Source organism: Arsukibacterium indicum (assembly GCF_019100565.1).
In the GTDB taxonomy this organism is placed as follows: domain Bacteria; phylum Pseudomonadota; class Gammaproteobacteria; order Enterobacterales; family Alteromonadaceae; genus Alishewanella; species Alishewanella indicum.
This window is the reverse complement of sequence record NZ_JAHRID010000010.1, coordinates 16,395-32,488: the sequence shown is the minus strand read 5'-3', so window position 1 is coordinate 32,488 and position 16,094 is coordinate 16,395. Positions and strand designations below refer to the sequence as shown.

Genomic DNA, 16,094 nt, shown 5'->3' with positions numbered 1-16,094 from the left:
TCAAAAGGAGCAGTAAATGTTGGCAATGAATTTGGTAGATATTTTAATTATCGCCGGGGTAGCACTGGTTGGGTTGCTGGTGCTGGGAATGATTCTGGCGCGCTTATATAAAAGAGCGACCAAAGAAATTTCCTTTGTACGTACCGGTTTTCGCGGTGAAAAAGTGATTATGAACGGCGGTGCTATTGTGCTGCCGGTACTACATGAAATTATTCCGGTAAATATGAACACTCTGCGTCTGGAAGTACGCCGCGCCAATGAGCAGGCTTTGATTACCCGGGATCGGATGCGCGCAGATGTCACGGCTGAATTTTATGTCCGGGTTAAACCAACGGTTGACGCTATAGCAAACGCCGCCCAGACCCTGGGTTTAAAAACGATGAACCCGGCTGAGCTTAAAGAGCTGGTTGAGGGTAAATTTGTTGATGCGTTGCGTTCTGTTGCCGCTGAAATGGCAATGGAAGAATTGCATGAGAAGCGGGTCGATTTTGTCCAGAAAGTGCAGCATGTGGTATCAGAAGACTTACTGAAAAACGGTCTGGAGTTGGAGTCAGTATCACTAACCGGGCTGGATCAGACGGCTTTCGAGCACTTTAACCCGCAAAATGCGTTTGATGCCGAAGGTTTAACCAAGTTAACCCAGGCCATTGAGTCGCGGCGTAAAATTCGTAACGATATCGAGCAGGAAACAGACTTAGCGATTAAAACTAAAAACCTGGAAGCGGAACGGGCCAAGCTGAATATTTCCCGGGAAGAGGAATATGCTCGCCTTGAGCAGGAGCGGGAGGTTTCTATTCGCCGTGCCTCACAAATGGCAGAAATTGCCCGGGAACAGGCCGAGAAAAAACGGGAAGCCGAGGAGGCGCAGATTGCCTCACAGCGTGAAATTGATTTAAAACGCATTATGTCAGAGCGGGATATCGACAACGAAAATATTCAGAAAGACCGGGCCGTGCGGGAAATGGATATTGCCAAGCAACGGGCAGTCGAACAGGCTGAGATTGAACGACAAAAAGCAGTAGAGCTGGCCTCACAAGACAAATCCATAGCGGTTGCTGAGAAATCACGGGCTGAATCAGAAGCGAAAGCAGAAGCCGATAAAGCGCGGGCGCTGGCCGTTAGGCAGGAAGAAGGGGTTATCACCGTGCGCCAGACCGAGCAGGCAGAGCGGGCAAAACAGGTTGATTTGATTATGGCGCGCCAGCTGGCAGAAAAAGAAGCCATACAACTGGTGGTAGCGGCTGAAGCTGAGAAAAAGGCAGCAGAAGATCAGGCAGAAGCCATGCGGGTTGCGGCTCAGGGTGAGGCAGATAAAGAACGGTTGACCGCCAAAGGCCAGGCCGATGCTGAACTGCTGTTAGCCGATGCTAAAGCGCGTAGCTATGAAGTCGATGCTGAAGGTAAGAAAGCCATCAATGCCGCAGCTAATATGTTGTCGGTTGACCAGATTGCCATGCAGATCCGGTTGGCGCTGATTGAGCAATTACCTGAAATTATTGCCCAGAGTGTTAAACCGATGGAGCAAATCAGCGACATTAAGATTTTGCAGGTTAACGGTATGGGTAACCAGGGAGGTGGCAATAACGGAGAAACAGGTAGCGGCGAGGCAGGCAACGGTTCACTGGCCGATCAGGTGGTAAACAGTGCCCTGCGTTACCGGGCTCAGGCGCCAATTCTTGATTCATTGCTGTCAGAGATTGGCTTAAAAGCCGGGGACATCAATGGCATGACCGAGGCGTTGCAAGCGCCGTTAAAGCAATAAGTCAGTTTTAATCGGAGAAATACAGGCCGCAATTGCGGCCTGTTTCTGTTCAGGTTTTAGTTATTCTGCTGTGCTATGGTAACTACCAACAATTTACCGGCAAAACCGCACAGGAGGCACGAATGAAATTACTGGCCCTGATTGCTACGGCCAGTGCTGGCGTAGTCTTACTAGGCGTGTCGCTGATCCTGTCCCAGCCCGAAGCTAACGATTTAACCCGTGCTAACCCAGACAAAACGCAACGCTATACTGCTGGCTGGCAACCAATAAACGGCACCGTGCTGACAGAGCACTGTCCTGCTAATGGTTTATATGATTATTCATTTGCTGATTATTGCCACAATGTGGTGTTTGCCTGGGGCGGCGCTGATCTGGATGAAAATACCGGCCGGCTATATCTGTGGGGCGGTGGCCATAACGATTATTATGGCAATGAAGTTTATCAGCTAGATGCAATAAGAGGCGAGCTGCGCCGGCTGACAGAGCCGGCACAGCCGGCAGATCCGGATACAACCCCAAGGCTGACCGAACTGGCCCCGTTCGACGGCAGCCAGCCTAATTCACGGCATACATATGATGGTATGGCTTTTATCAGTAGTAAAGGTTTGCTGTGGGCGTTTTCCGGTGCCCTGGCTGGCCGGCATTCTGGTGCACCTGATCCTAACACCTGGTTATTTAATCCCGTTACCGGGCGCTGGTATAAAGATACCCCCAGTGGCGATATGCCGCGTGGGGCCTTTGGTGTCGTTGCCGCTTATGACAGTAAAACCGGTTTAGTGTTTTTACACGATAGGTCGGCATTATACAGTTATAAATTTCAGCCTGATGGTGGCATTTACAAAAAGCTGAATGATAAAGGCGGCCTGGGACTGGGGGTTAATGCAGCAATAGACCCGGCTAACCGGAAAATGCTGATCATTGGTCAGAAGAAACAGATTTTATATGACTTAACCGCTACTTCAGGTTATAAAAGAATGATCTTGCCGTTAAAAGGTGATGCTGAGTTTATTAATCAGTTCCCGGCTCCGGGTTTAACCTACAACAACAAGGATGGCCATTTTTATGCGTGGCCGGGTGACGGCAAGTTGTATAAATTTGATTTAGCCAGTTTAAGCTGGCAGGGCATAGCAATTGATGGTGATCCCGGGCCGCAGGTTCGGCACGGTACCTTTGGCCGGTTTGCTTATGTTAAAGCTCTGGACGGTTTTGTGTTGTTGAATAATCCACGCCAGCCAGCTTATTTTTTAAAGCTACCGGCGCGGCAATAGCGTTTACTTAATCATCCGACAGGTTTTTCAGGCGGTGTTCCCAACGCCTTTTGGCAAAGCGGCGCATATTGGGAATATCATCGGTTTCATCCATTATCGGTTGGCCGATAATGGTTTCAATCACGTCTTCCATGGTGACCAGCCCAAGCCAGCTGCCATATTCGTCGTACACCAGGCACATATGCTGGCGCTCGTGCATTAGCTGAGTCATTAAATGTTCAGCATTCATTTTATCCGAGATCACTTTTACCGGCTTCATGATGTCTGCCACCACTTGCTGATCAGTAATATTAAGTAAATCATAGCGAAACACGATGCCCAGTGGTGACTCGTCATTGTCCAGTACCGGGTAGCGTGAAAATTGTCCCACTTTGACCCGCTCAGTAAATTCGGCCAGTGTTTCGTCCGGGCTGGCACTTTCACAGACGGTACGTGGGGTCATAATATCGCGTACTTTAAAATCATGCAGGTCGAGAATATTGGCAATAACCCGCTGCTCATCTTCATCCAGCTTATTCATTTCCCGGCCGAGTACTGTCAGCGCTTTTATTTCCTGGCGCAGGTCAGGCTCATGGCTTACGCCACCGAATAATTTCATTAGTTGGTCTGACAGCCAGATAAAAGGCCGCAGCAAAGTGATCATTATTTTTAATGTAACCGGCAGTATTGGTGCCAATGCAGGCCAGTAACGAGCACCAATTGTTTTTGGGATAATCTCTGAAAGCACTAAAATAAGCAATGTCATGACTGCTGAGGCAATACCGAGATAACCATCACCAAATACCAATGTAACCTGAGCACCAACGCCGGTAGCACCTACCGTATGTGCAACTGTATTCAGGGTGAGAATAGCCGCAAGAGGCTGATCAATCTTGTCTTTTAATACTTTAAGTTTTTCATAAAGTTTCGGGTTGTTCTGCTTCTGCTGGGCAATGTAACTGGGGGTAACGGAGAGCAATGCTGCTTCCAGAATGGAGCAAATAAAAGATACCGCAATAGATAAAACTGCAAACGCAATTAACAGGCTCATACAGGTTGATTACAACACTCCGTTTTGCTAAGGAAGCGGCAGTATAAAATGGCTTAACGAGAAAAGCGAGCCACCTACAATACGTGGCTCGCTTTTAAGTGAGGTTAGCGCTTAGAAACGGCCTTTAATGCCAAGCGCGAAGGTCATGCCGTATTCTTCAAACTGGTAAGTGTAGGCGGCGTTACCCTGATAAAGTTCCAGCGGCTCATCAGTCAGATTTATCAACTCCGCCACCAGTTCTACCTGCTTGCTCAGTTTGTAAGATGCCGTGACATCTACCTGAGTATGCGCCGCCACATAGATGTCATAGTTTACATCATCGCCAACTTCGCTTAGGAATTTATCTCTATACGACACACTTAAGCGGGTACTGAATTTTTTATCTTCGTAACCCAGGTAAAAGTTACCGGCTTGTTCGGCCGATTCCGGCAAGCTGAAACTTTCACCTGGCCGTTCCAGAACTGCTAAGTCTGTATCCAGCAACGTGAAGTTGGCGCCTACTAATATTCCGGTAAGTTGCGGCTGAACAAAGCTATGCTGCCAGGCGAACTCTAAACCGCTGACAATGGCGCTAAGGGCGTTCACTGGCCGGGTAACGTCGAAGCCAGCAAATTCGGGAACGTCATTGCTGGTTAGCTCAACAATAAAGTTGTCGATATCTTTATAGAAAATCCCGGCTGATAGCAAACTGCCTTCGTTGTAGTACCAATCCAGCAGTAAATCGTAGTTGGTTGCTTCATATGGGTCCAGATCCGGGTTGCCCAGCTCAACTTCATTGTCTTCTAAATTGATTTCAGCACGAGGTGAAATATCATTGAAACTTGGCCGGGCGATCGTATTGGTCCAGGCGGCCCGTAACATCAAATCATCTGCCAGCTCGTAGCTGTAATGCAGGCCCGGCAACACATTGGTGTAGTTGTTGCTGACGCTACGTTGGCTGACAGTTAATTCACCGTCCTCATCAAAGGTCAGCTGGTTGCCGCTGGCGGAGTAATCTGTTCGTTCTACCCTTACCCCGGCAATTAAGCGGCTGCGTTCGCCATCGTAGGTAGCCATCAGATAGCCGGCCTGCACATCTTCATCGGCGACAAAATCTTCAACAAGCGATAGCTGGGTATTTTCCGCAATATCTTGTGGCCGGGCGGTAAAGTCTGCGCGGTTTTGATTAAAGAAGTTAATGTAACCGGCCGAACTTATACCCTGGCCCAGATTACCTAAACCATATGAAGGTGCACCAATGGTGAATTGATCCAGCATCGCATCCGGAGTACGGCGCAGTTCTATAATATCAATATTGGTGTCCTTTTGCTTCCAACGCAGGTCGATGCCAGTTTTCAGGGTCAGATTATTGTTACCAAAAGCATACGGCAGTTCAAAATTTGCGCCCAGGTTATATTCATCGTCATCGATAACTTTTGGCTCTAATACTGCCCGATCCAGTTCATAATTAGCATTGTCCAGATGGCTGGTATTGGCCACGCCATTACTGAAAATACCAAAGCCTGGGATGCCCTGGCCTATAACATAGGTAGCATCCAGCGGGTCACCGGTGTACTCAAAACGACCTTCGTTTTCGTCAAGTACCCGTTCCCGGGTAGCAGAAACACCAGCATAGTAATCAAGGTTGTAGCTGCTGCGGCTATGCTCTGCACCCAGATTCAGCGCCAGGGTGTCCTGTTCTTTTGTGCGGAAACGGATCCGGCGGCGAAAGGCATCAGGTTCCATCTCAGTAACATAGGCATTATTACCATCAAAATCGCTCAGGGTGCCGTCTTCAAATACAAAAATGCTGCGCTGGCGAGTTTCAGCATCACTAAAGCGGCTGAATACGGTATTGGCGAAATATTTATTGCTGCTGTCGGGCCGATATTCCAGGTTCAGGTTGGCACCAATTCGCTCGCGGTTTACATAGTATTTGCGTTGTTGCAATTCAATCAGGCTGAATACTTCACCATCCTGAAAGTCGACCATGTCGTATTCTGCTTCAACGTTGTCAGACTCCAGTTTGCGGTCGAGATAATTCAGGCCAACAGCTACACCAAAGTTTTTGTTGTTATCACCATTAAGGCTAAAGGTATCGCTCGCATTCAGGCTCAGCTTCGGGCTGGTTTCCCCGCTAAGCTCGTTAAAAGACGCTTCTGCCCGGTAACGGATTTGTCTGCCTTCGCGATCAAATGCTGACGCCGATTTCACGTCTACTGAGCCACCTATTGCGTCGCCCGGCATGTCTGGGGTAGGTGCCTTGGTCACTGAAATACCTTCGATAGAACCTGTTGGAATAACATCCAGCGGTACCGCCCGCGAGCTACCTTCTGGCGTACCAATTCGCATGCCATTTACCGTTACCGAACTTAAACCGGCAGCAATACCGCGAATGCTGACGAAACGGCCTTCGCCTTGATCCCGGCTAATAGAAGTACCTGGTAAGCGTTGCAGTGATTCAGCAACGTTTTGATCGACAAATTGCCCCATGTCATCGGCAGCAATGTAATTGGTAATTGCGTCAGAAGCCCGATACATATTAAGTGCTTTGTTTTGAGCCTGACGCTGGCCAACCACGGCCAAACGTTCCACATCTGCCAGTTCAATAACCACGGCCTGGGTGCTGTTTTCGGACAACTCAATTTGCTGGCGCTGGGCGGGTAAACCGATGTAACTGATTTCGAGTGTTACCGTGCCCGGGTTCAGATTGCGCAACACAAATCGACCGGAGGCGTCAGTAAAAACCTGCTGCTGGCTATCTGCAACTTTGACCAAGGCGCCAGATAACACATTGCCACTGTTGGCTTTTTGCACAACGCCTTCGACGACAGCAGCCGCCTGAACATAGGCGGCGACTGGCAAAGTAAGAGCCACTAGCAGGCTGTTTACGATGGGCTTTTTATTAAATCCGGTTTTGCGCTTTACAGCTAACATGCTGAGTTCCTTTGTTTATTTTTAGTGATTTGCAAATGTTAATAGCTTTAAGTTGCAAAGAAATGACATTTAAATTTCACTGATATGACTGTAAATGCGCAGTTTTTTTGTCATGATAATGTCACTTACAACTTGTATTGTTATTTAAATTAATGAGTTACAGGGGGTGTGCCGTGATCATGTGGTTTCGTGTATTGGTGTGGTGCTGCTGTGTGCTACCTCTTTACAGCTATGGTCAGCAAGCAAACAAGACTGCTGAAAGTACGCTATTGGGAAATGCTGTTGCCGGACGCATACTCGAAGTGCCACTGGGCAACTTACGGCCGACCCAGAGTGTTATTGCCCATGAACAGGTGAACTACAAACTGGCGTTGTACCGCGATAATCGTCAGCAAATGTTTGCTGATCTTTGCGAAAACGCCGGCTGGGGTCGGCAGGTAAGTTTTAATAAGCAATCAGCACCTAACCAACCTGATAGTTATCGCTGCAGCAATGCCGGCAGCAAAGTGCGCAACACTAAGCAATTAAAAACGGTAGTAGTGGGAGCTGATAACCAGCTGTATCTTACCGATGGTCATCATACGTTTTCCGCCTTTTATGACATGCCAGAAGGAGGGCCTGAACTTATCGTAACGGTTTATGTTCAGGCGAAGCTGGAGTCGACAGAGCCCTCGGCATTCTGGCAGCAGATGGTGCAGCAGGGTAACGCCTGGCTTTACGATGCCGCGGGCGGGCGAATAGGGTATCAGGAACTGCCGGGCAATCTGGGCCGGCAAAGTTTGCAGAACGACCCATACCGGGCGGCGCTTTATTTTTTACGCGATGGGGTATGGGCCAAGCCGAAACCAGCCATTCCTTTTGTGGAGTTTTACTGGGCACAGTATTTACGGGCGCAGAGCGAGTTGCAATTTCCTGGCTACTACAGTGCGGCTGAGTATCTGCAATGGCTGGAGCGAATTCATAGCCATTTAATGCGTCTTGATAAAGGTAGCATCATTTTTGGTGACATTACGGCGGAGCAGTTAGGCTGGCGCGGTAAGACAGACTACGTAAGGCTTAACCAGTTATTGTGTCATCGCGAAGCCGCAGGAGACACTATGGGTGTGCTCGGTATCGCTCTGAGCCAGCGTGGCATGCCAATACAATGTGATAAGCGTCAATATTTAGATAGAGCCAAATTGGCTACCGGACTACTGCAAATGCCGCCAGCAGCAAATGCGGATGGCAGTGTTAACGTTTTGATTGAAATTCCTGCTGGCAGCAATGCCAAATGGCAGCAAGATAAAGCAGCGCCGCTGCAGCTGGAGTGGGAGCAACAACAGGGCAAACTACGGCAAATTCATTATCTGGCCTATCCGGCGAACTACGGTATTGTCAGTAACACTATGCTGACAAAAGAGCGGGGTGGTGATGGTGACCCGCTGGATGTGGTGGTGCTGGGGCAGGCATTGCCTCAGGGCACGGTTCAGCAGGTACGTTTGGTCGCGGTAATGCGGATGCTGGATAACGGCGAGCAGGATGATAAACTACTGGCAGTGCCGTTATCCGGGGTATTCTCTGATGTTACTGACCTGGCTGAGTTACAACGCCAGTTTCCCGGGGTAACAGAGCAGCTGCAACTATGGTTTGAACATTACAAAGGCGCTGCCGGTGATATAAGCGTGCAGCGTATTGAAGACAAAGCGGCAGCAATGGCGTTGTTAGATATCAGCCAGCTTTAAGGCTGGCTGTGTTGATCCTTTAGAAACTGCTGTTTCGGCATCAGGTTGACGGTTTCATGTAACTCTGAATACACGATTACGACTTCACCGCTTTTTAGCTGGCGTCTCACTGCGGTGACTTTTTGTGGCAGCGACACTTCCTGCTCGCCGTAGTCGGTGCCTTCGCGCAGTACATAGTATTCAATCAGATTATTCAGAGTATCCTGATCCAGTTGGTGGTAAGGAATTATCATAAGTTAAATTGCTGCTTTATAAAGGCCGGAATACGCTGGTTAAGCCAGAACCGGGGTTTTAGCGGGCTACCATACACAAAGCCGACGTGACCGCCACCAGTGGTTAATTCATAGTGAATATTGTCATTCAACTCTGCTGCCGCCGGAATAACGTCGTCACTTAAAAAAGGGTCGTCCTGAGCGTGGATAATAAGTGTTGGTATTTCAATATGCTTTAAATAGGCCTTAGCGCTGGCTTTTTGATAGTAATCCTGTGCGTTTAAAAAGCCATGTATCGGTGCGGTATAGTGTTCGTCAAACTGTTCAATACTGGCAAAACCCAGTACTTTTTCGGCTGTTAACGGCAGCGGAAAATCAGTAAATTGCTGTAGTTTTAGTAAGGTACTGCGTTTTAGGCGGTCCAGTAAATAGCGTTGATATAACTTGCTGCTACCGGTATTAATACGCTTGGCGCAAGCTGATAAAGACAAAGGCGGGCATACTGCGATAGCTGCTGCCAGCGGGTTGGCATAAGCCTGCTCGCCACAGTATTTTAACAGCACATTGCCGCCAAGCGAATAACCTATAGCCACCAGAGGCCGGGTAGGGTAGCGCCGTTTTATTTCTTTTATTACCAGCGCCACATCTGCGGTGTCACCACTGTGATAGGCCCGGGGTAATTTATTTGGTTTCCCATTGCAGCCGCGAAAATGCAGCATTACTGCATTCCAATCTAATATCTGACTTTGTGCCAACATCGCCTGAATGTAATGGCTGTTTATATCGCCAGCCAGGCCATGCAACAAAAGCAGCAGCGGGGTGGTGTCTGTCGCATTTTTGGCATGCAACCAGTTTAGTTGCAGCTCATCACCATCGGGCAGGCTGAATATTTCAACTTCGGTATTAATTAGGTGTTTCGGGCTTAAATATTTGGCAAACACCGTTTGCAGGTGAGCATGGCGTAACCACCAGGCGGGTTGAAAAGGCGCCTGGGAGTGCTGCTTTGGTACTGGTCTGAGCTGAGCTTGCAAATGCACGTATCCTGATAAACAATGGCTTAAATTCTACTACTGGTACAGCACTATGGTTCGGCGGCAATTTATTTTATCCGGTATAGCGCTCGCTGCTGCAGCCAGTTTAGGTGTCACCTTAACCTGGCATGGCTGGCGGCAAAGCCTGAACGCTGATGATAACAATCGTGACTTAGTGCTGTCGGCCGTATTGCCTGCGCTATTGTACGGCGCTTTGCCCCAAGATGCGACCTTGGCTGCCGCTGAACTTGCGCGAACTAAAGCGGCGGTGAATGATTATCTGGCCTTTTTGCCGTTACGTCAGCAGCAGGAACTTCATCAGCTGTTTAATTTGTTAGCCAACCGGTTCAGCCGGTTGGGCCTGACCGGCCATTTAACTCAGCTGGTGGATTTAAGCATTCAGCAGCGCTTGGCATTATTGGATAGCTGGCGCGACAGTTATCTTGAGGTATTGCAGCAAGCTTATCATGGCCTGCGTGCTTTATTGTATGGCGCTTATTATGGTCAGCCCGAGCACTGGCAGCTACTGGCGTATACTGCACCGAGGTTTCGTTAATGACTAATCACCTGGATGCCAGCCAGTTTACTGAAGATCAGCAGTTTGACGCTGATATTGCAATTATCGGCTCTGGTGCCGGTGGCGGCATTGCCGCTGAGCAATTGGCTCAGGCGGGTTTTAAGGTGTTGCTGTTAGAAGAGGGAGCTTATTACACCCGCGCTGATTTTGTGATGGAAGAGCGCTGGGCTTACCCGCATTTATATCAGGAAGGCGCAGCGCGGCAAACCCGAGATGGTGCTATTGGTATTTTGCAGGGGCGCACGGTTGGCGGCTCTACCACTGTTAACTGGACTACTTCTATTCGCACGCCGCAACCCACATTGGATTATTGGCAAAGCGAGTTTGGTTTAAATTTTGCCGGTGCAGATGAGCTAGCGCCATATTTTGTCAAAGCCGAGCAACGGTTGAATATTACACCCTGGCCAATACCGCCTAACGGCAATAACAGTGCACTGCAACGGGGCTGCGAAGCATTGGGCTGGGAATATACGGTGATAAACCGCAACGTCAATGGCTGCGCTAATTTAGGCTATTGTGGCATGGGCTGCCCGATCAATGGTAAACAATCGATGCTGGTCAGTACCATACCGGCGGCGATGGCGCTGGGCGCGACGCTTATTTCACGGGTTTCGGTACGGCAACTGCGCTGGAAGGGCGATAAGGTTAACGGGCTTGAAGCGGTACCGGTTGATCAGCATTTTCAGCCGCGCAGTGATATTCGCATCCGAATTCGCGCCAAACACTATATTCTGGCGGCCGGTGCCATTGGCTCACCCGCTGTATTGCTGCGCTCTAAAGTGCCTAACCCTTCGGGGCGGCTGGGCAAGCATACCTACCTGCATCCGTCACTAATTAGCGGTGCGTTGTTTGCTGACGACATAAATGGCCATGCCGGTGCACCACAGTCGGTTTATTCCGATCAGTTTGTCTGGCCAGCAGGTGACGAGATTGGCTATAAATTGGAGACTGCCCCGGTGCATCCGGTATTAATGGCGACGAAGTTGATTGGTACCGGTGAGCAGCATGCTGCTTTAATGCAGCAGTTTAACAAGTTGCAGGTGAGTATTGCGCTATTGCGAGATGGCTTTCATCCGCAAAGTCAGGGCGGCACGGTAAGTTTAGACAGTCAGCAACAGCCACAGCTGGACTATCCAATATCTGATTATCTATGGCAGGGCGCCCGTCGAGCCTTGCTGTCGATGGCTGAAATGCAGTTTGCTGCCGGGGCGAAACAGGTATTACCCATTCATCATGATGCCAGGTTGTACAGCAGCTGGCGTGAGGCAAAAGCCGCTATCGAGGTACTGCCTATGCAAAAATACCGGCAAACCGTGGCGTCAGCCCATGTGATGGGCGGCTGTAATATGAGTGCTGAGCCGGCGAAAGGGGTAGTTAACCAAGATGGCCGGCATCATCAGCTGCAAAACCTGTCGATATTCGACGGTTCCATTCTGCCTACCAGCCTAGGCGCCAACCCGCAGTTGACGATATACGGCATGACCTGGCGCAATTGCCATACCTTACTGGCAGAGCTGGCTAAGGCATAGTTGGCCTTTGCCAATTTCATGCTATTGTTAAATATGACAGCCGGGGGTTAACGCCCGGACAACAGCAATTTAAATTGCGAAGCTGAATATGACCGAACCCAGTTATACGGTATTGAGTAATTACATTGATTTACTGCTGGACGCGGTCTGTGCAGTGGATAAACAAGGACGCTTTCAATTTGTCAGCGCAGGGGCAGAGCGCATTTTTGGTTACAAACCGCAGGAAATGATCGGCCGCTCCATGCTGGATTTTATTCACCCGGATGATCAGCCTTTAACACTGGCTACTGCCGAGCAAATAAACAAAGGCACCGTAAAACTGGATTTCGAAAACCGTTATATTCGTAAAGATGGCTCAGTGGTACATTTGCTCTGGTCGGCTCGCTGGTCGGACGATAAGCAGCAACGGGTTGCGGTGGCACGTGATATCAGCAGCCTGAAACTGGCACAGCGCCGCCAGGCAGCACTCTATGCCATAGCAGAAGCGGCGTTTGCCGCAGACGACATCGACCAGCTATATCAGCATATTCACCAGATTATTGCCGGCCTGATGCCAATGCATAGCTTTGCCATTGCCCGGCATGATAGCCAAACTGGTTTGAGTTTTGGCTACAACAGTACCACCGAAACACCACTAAGCAAGCAGACTTTAACGGCTGAGTTATGCAAGCAGGTTATTGACAGTGGCCAGAGCAGACTATTTTATGGCCCGCAGCAAGCAGCGCAAAGTTCTGGCCAAAGGCTGACTGCGCTAGTTGCAGATCTTAATGCTTTAGCGGTACCGTTGAAAACGCACAGTGGAATTATTGGGGTTTTGCTGGTGCAGAATACAGTTCAGGCAGCGGCATACAGTAATGCTGATCTGGAAATGCTGGAATTTGTGGCTACCCAGGTAGCGGTATCTATCGAGCGCAAGCAGATGCTGGCCAGGTTAAAGCATCATGCGTTATATGATCAGCTAACCAGCTTACCAAACCGGGAGCTTTTTCAGGACCGAATACATTCAGCATTGGCCAGGGCAGAGCGCGAGCAATTCAGCCTGGCTTTACTCTATGTCGATTTAGATAAGTTTAAACATATCAATGATAGTTTTGGCCATAATGTCGGTGATGAGGTGTTACAGATAGCGGCGCAGCGTCTGCAACAGGCGATCCGGCAAACCGATACAGTAGCCCGTTTTGGTGGTGATGAGTTTGTTGTGCTTTTAGAGCAGGTAGCGAATGACAGCATAGCCTTGCAACTGGCTGAGCACGTTCGGCAGATGCTCGGTCAGCCATTTCTGATTAATTGTCAGCGACTGAGTATTTATCCCAGTATCGGTGTTGCCTTGTATCCGGAACATGGTTCTGTCCAAAACGCGCTGATACAGCAGGCCGATGCAGCGATGTATCAGGCAAAGCAGGCCGGTGGCAATAAAGTTGTGCTTAGCAATAACAAATTACTGCTCAACCATGCGGCTAATTAAGCTGGTTTTCGACGTAAACCGGCGCCCAACGCTTGAAAATACGGCAGCCAAAGCTGGCTAAGGGCGTGGCTTAGAGGCTCGTCCGGATAAATCCCCAACTTAGCGGCCTTGCTTTGCAAAGTGCCTGACACCAGAAAACTGTTTTTTAATGGCTGACGCTGCAGCATATTCTCAAATGCCCGGGCGGCCATTTCTTCCGGCATTGCCAGATACAGCTGCTGGCGCGAGGCATCCAGTACGCGGCACTGGTTGAAAAAGGCGCTTTCGTTCTGGCCATCATCCGATAGATATAAAGTCTGAAAAGCCTGCTGCAGCAGATCATTCAGCGGGTGGGTGCGCACAGGCAGGCCATCCAGATAGCAGCGGCTGGCAAAGCGGTTGCCGGAAGGTGCCGGGCTGAACATCTTGCTGGAAATATAGTGATCAAAAGCATGAAACCATTCATGGGCCAGGCTGCCGCCACCGGCGTTTTTGGCCAGTGCCAGAATGCGACCTTGTGGCTGATAGTGAGCGCAGACACCGCGCTGACCGCCAATGCCATAAGTCAGCGCCAGGCTGCCATTAAGCGAAATAACCTGCTCAGGAACTTGCAATAACAGCTGCAAATCGCACAGCGCATCGAAGAATAAATTAGCCGCCTGCTGTTGCTCGGCACGTTGTACCCAGCGGCCAATATGAATGCTGTTAAAACCGAATATCTTAACTAAATCACCAAAACTGACATCGGCACCGGCCCGGTGTGGCGGGCCATTGCGGTAGTACTGCCGGCGAAGTCCGTCAGGCACGGTGGTTATGCAGTCGCAGTATTATCAGTAGCAGAATCAGCATCCAGCATGGCCAGTGCCAGCGCTTCGGCCACTTTTATGCCATCAATGCCGGCTGATAAAATACCACCGGCATAGCCTGCGCCTTCCCCGGCCGGATACAGGCCTCTGACATTAATGCTTTGATAATCGCTGCCGCGTTTAATGCAAATGGGCGACGAGGTGCGGGTTTCCACGCCGGTTAACAAACCATCAGCTTTGGCAAAACCTTTAATCTGACGGTCAAACGCCGGTATCGCTTCGCGAATAGCCGCGATGGCAAAGTCGGGCAGCACCTGAGTCAGATCGGTTAAGGTAATACCCGGAGTATAAGACGGCTTTACTTCGCCAAGCCCGGCAGAAGCGCGGCCTTTTAAAAAGTCACCAATCAGTTGCGCTGGTGCGTGGTAGCTTTCGCCGCCGACTTTAAAGGCCTGCTCTTCCAGCTGGCGCTGCAGGGCGATACCTGCCAGTGGGTGGCCAGGGTAATCACGCTCGGGGTCAATACCCACCACAATGGCGCTGTTGGCATTACGCTCGTGGCGTGAGTACTGGCTCATTCCGTTGGTGACTACCCGGCCTGGCTCAGAGGCTGCGGCCACCACGGTGCCGCCCGGGCACATACAAAAACTGTAAACAGTGCGGTTATTGCTGCAATGGTGCACCAATTTATAATCCGCAGCGCCCAGAATCGGGTTGCCGGCATTAGGACCAAACCGGCACTCGTCTATCATCGATTGCTCGTGCTCTATCCGAAAGCCAATAGAGAACGGCTTGGCTTCAATATGCACGCCCTGATCGTACAGCATCTGAAAGGTATCACGGGCACTGTGGCCAACCGCCAGCACCACATGTTTGCTGTGCAGTTGCTCGCCGCTGGCCAGAGTTAAACCGGTTAACTGGCCATTATCAATATGCAGTTTTTCGACTTTGCTACTAAAGCGGATTTCGCCGCCCAGCTCGATGATTTTCGCCCGCATTTTTTCAACCATCGCCACCAGCTTAAAGGTACCGATATGCGGCTTACTGACGTACATGATCTCTTCAGGCGCACCGGCTGCCACAAATTCGCTCATTACTTTGCGGCCATAATGCTTCGGATCTTTTACCTGGCTGTAAAGCTTGCCATCAGAAAAGGTACCGGCTCCGCCTTCGCCATATTGCACGTTTGATTCTGGGTTTAGCGCTTTGCCACGCCAGAAGCCAAAGGTGTCTTTGGTGCGCTCACGTACTTCTTTACCGCGCTCCAAAATAATTGGTTTAAAGCCCATTTGCGCTAATAGTAAACCGGCAAATAAACCACAGGGGCCAAGGCCAATCACAATTGGTCGTTCGGCTAATTCAGCCGGCGCCCGGGCGACAAATTTATAGCTGGTATCAGGCGAGGGTTTAACATGCTGATCGCTGGCAAAGGTGGCTAACAGCTGCGCTTCGTTCTCTACCTCTAAATCCAGAGTGTAAATTAACTGAATATCAGTTTTTTTGCGGGCATCAAAGCCGCGTTTGAATACAGTAAAGCTGTGAAGTTGCTCAGCGTTTATCTGTAATTTACTTAAAATAGCAGCAGTTAGCGCTTTTTCATCGTGGTTTAGTGGTAGTTTTATTTCGGTCAGGCGCAGCATAGAGGTTCCGTATCGGTGTCATTGCGACCAGGCAACAGGCCAGCCGCTCACAAGATGGCGCTATTTTACGCCAAGCTGCAGCGAATGTCCGTAAGGGTTTTGCAGCGGTTATATGAATATCGGTCAAAGATGTCATGTAAGTCATTTTAAGCTTAGCG

The 16,094-nt window shown here is 49.8% G+C and carries 12 protein-coding genes; 6 read left to right on the top strand and 6 right to left on the bottom strand.

The genetic code is table 11. The features are described 5' to 3' along the window. The first annotated feature begins 16 nt into the window (after positions 1–16). Positions 17–1,762 carry a flotillin family protein gene (locus KQY15_RS17340; RefSeq protein WP_217671183.1) on the top strand — a complete coding sequence of 582 codons (1,746 nt, stop codon included), beginning with the start codon at positions 17–19 and terminating at the stop codon, positions 1,760–1,762. Between the two features lie 122 nt (positions 1,763–1,884). Further along, the gene (locus KQY15_RS17335) at positions 1,885–3,030 is read left to right on the top strand and encodes a Kelch repeat-containing protein (protein ID WP_217671182.1); all 1,146 of its coding nucleotides are present in this window, start codon (positions 1,885–1,887) and stop codon (positions 3,028–3,030) included. 7 nt (positions 3,031–3,037) lie between these two features. On the opposite strand, the gene KQY15_RS17330 is transcribed toward KQY15_RS17335, so the two are convergent. Together KQY15_RS17330 and KQY15_RS17325 are read right to left on the bottom strand one after the other, a co-directional pair. Then, positions 3,038–4,060, bottom strand: coding sequence for a CNNM domain-containing protein (locus tag KQY15_RS17330; RefSeq protein WP_217671181.1), 1,023 nt, complete (start codon positions 4,058–4,060; stop codon positions 3,038–3,040). Between the two features lie 111 nt (positions 4,061–4,171). Then, on the bottom strand, positions 4,172–6,976 hold the full coding sequence (locus tag KQY15_RS17325) for a TonB-dependent receptor (protein ID WP_217671180.1): 2,805 nt from the start codon (positions 6,974–6,976) through the stop codon (positions 4,172–4,174). Positions 6,977–7,155: 179 nt separating this feature from the next. Between KQY15_RS17325 and KQY15_RS17320 the strand changes: the two genes are divergently transcribed. Further along, positions 7,156–8,697 carry a ParB-like protein gene (locus KQY15_RS17320; RefSeq protein WP_254795828.1) on the top strand — a complete coding sequence of 514 codons (1,542 nt, stop codon included), beginning with the start codon at positions 7,156–7,158 and terminating at the stop codon, positions 8,695–8,697. Here KQY15_RS17320 and KQY15_RS17315 read toward each other — a convergent pair. Then, on the bottom strand, positions 8,694–8,930 hold the full coding sequence (locus KQY15_RS17315; RefSeq protein ID WP_217671178.1) for a YheU family protein: 237 nt from the start codon (positions 8,928–8,930) through the stop codon (positions 8,694–8,696). The genes KQY15_RS17320 and KQY15_RS17315 overlap by 4 nt on opposite strands. Beyond that, positions 8,927–9,946: a hydrolase gene (locus tag KQY15_RS17310; RefSeq protein ID WP_308160263.1), complete on the bottom strand. Its 1,020-nt coding sequence runs from the start codon at positions 9,944–9,946 to the stop codon at positions 8,927–8,929. The genes KQY15_RS17315 and KQY15_RS17310 overlap by 4 nt, the downstream gene beginning before the upstream one ends. A gap of 46 nt (positions 9,947–9,992) precedes the next feature. Between KQY15_RS17310 and KQY15_RS17305 the strand changes: the two genes are divergently transcribed. From KQY15_RS17305 to KQY15_RS17295, 3 genes are all read left to right on the top strand, one after another. Continuing rightward, positions 9,993–10,496, top strand: a complete 504-nt coding sequence (locus KQY15_RS17305; protein WP_217671176.1) for a hypothetical protein — start codon at positions 9,993–9,995, stop codon at positions 10,494–10,496. After that, the gene (locus KQY15_RS17300) at positions 10,496–12,046 is read left to right on the top strand and encodes a GMC family oxidoreductase (protein WP_217671175.1); all 1,551 of its coding nucleotides are present in this window, start codon (positions 10,496–10,498) and stop codon (positions 12,044–12,046) included. The genes KQY15_RS17305 and KQY15_RS17300 overlap by 1 nt, the downstream gene beginning before the upstream one ends. A gap of 88 nt (positions 12,047–12,134) precedes the next feature. Continuing rightward, positions 12,135–13,511, top strand: a complete 1,377-nt coding sequence (locus KQY15_RS17295) for a diguanylate cyclase domain-containing protein (protein WP_217671174.1) — start codon at positions 12,135–12,137, stop codon at positions 13,509–13,511. Here the strand turns inward: KQY15_RS17295 and KQY15_RS19205 are convergent. Together KQY15_RS19205 and KQY15_RS17285 are read right to left on the bottom strand one after the other, a co-directional pair. Further along, positions 13,508–14,296 (bottom strand): CLCA_X family protein, encoded by a 789-nt coding sequence (locus KQY15_RS19205; RefSeq protein ID WP_217671173.1) that lies wholly within the window; start codon positions 14,294–14,296, stop codon positions 13,508–13,510. The two genes, KQY15_RS17295 and KQY15_RS19205, sit on opposite strands and share 4 nt — an antisense overlap. 5 nt (positions 14,297–14,301) lie before the next feature. Further along, positions 14,302–15,936: an NAD(P)/FAD-dependent oxidoreductase gene (locus KQY15_RS17285; protein ID WP_217671172.1), complete on the bottom strand. Its 1,635-nt coding sequence runs from the start codon at positions 15,934–15,936 to the stop codon at positions 14,302–14,304. Positions 15,937–16,094: the final 158 nt, after the last annotated feature.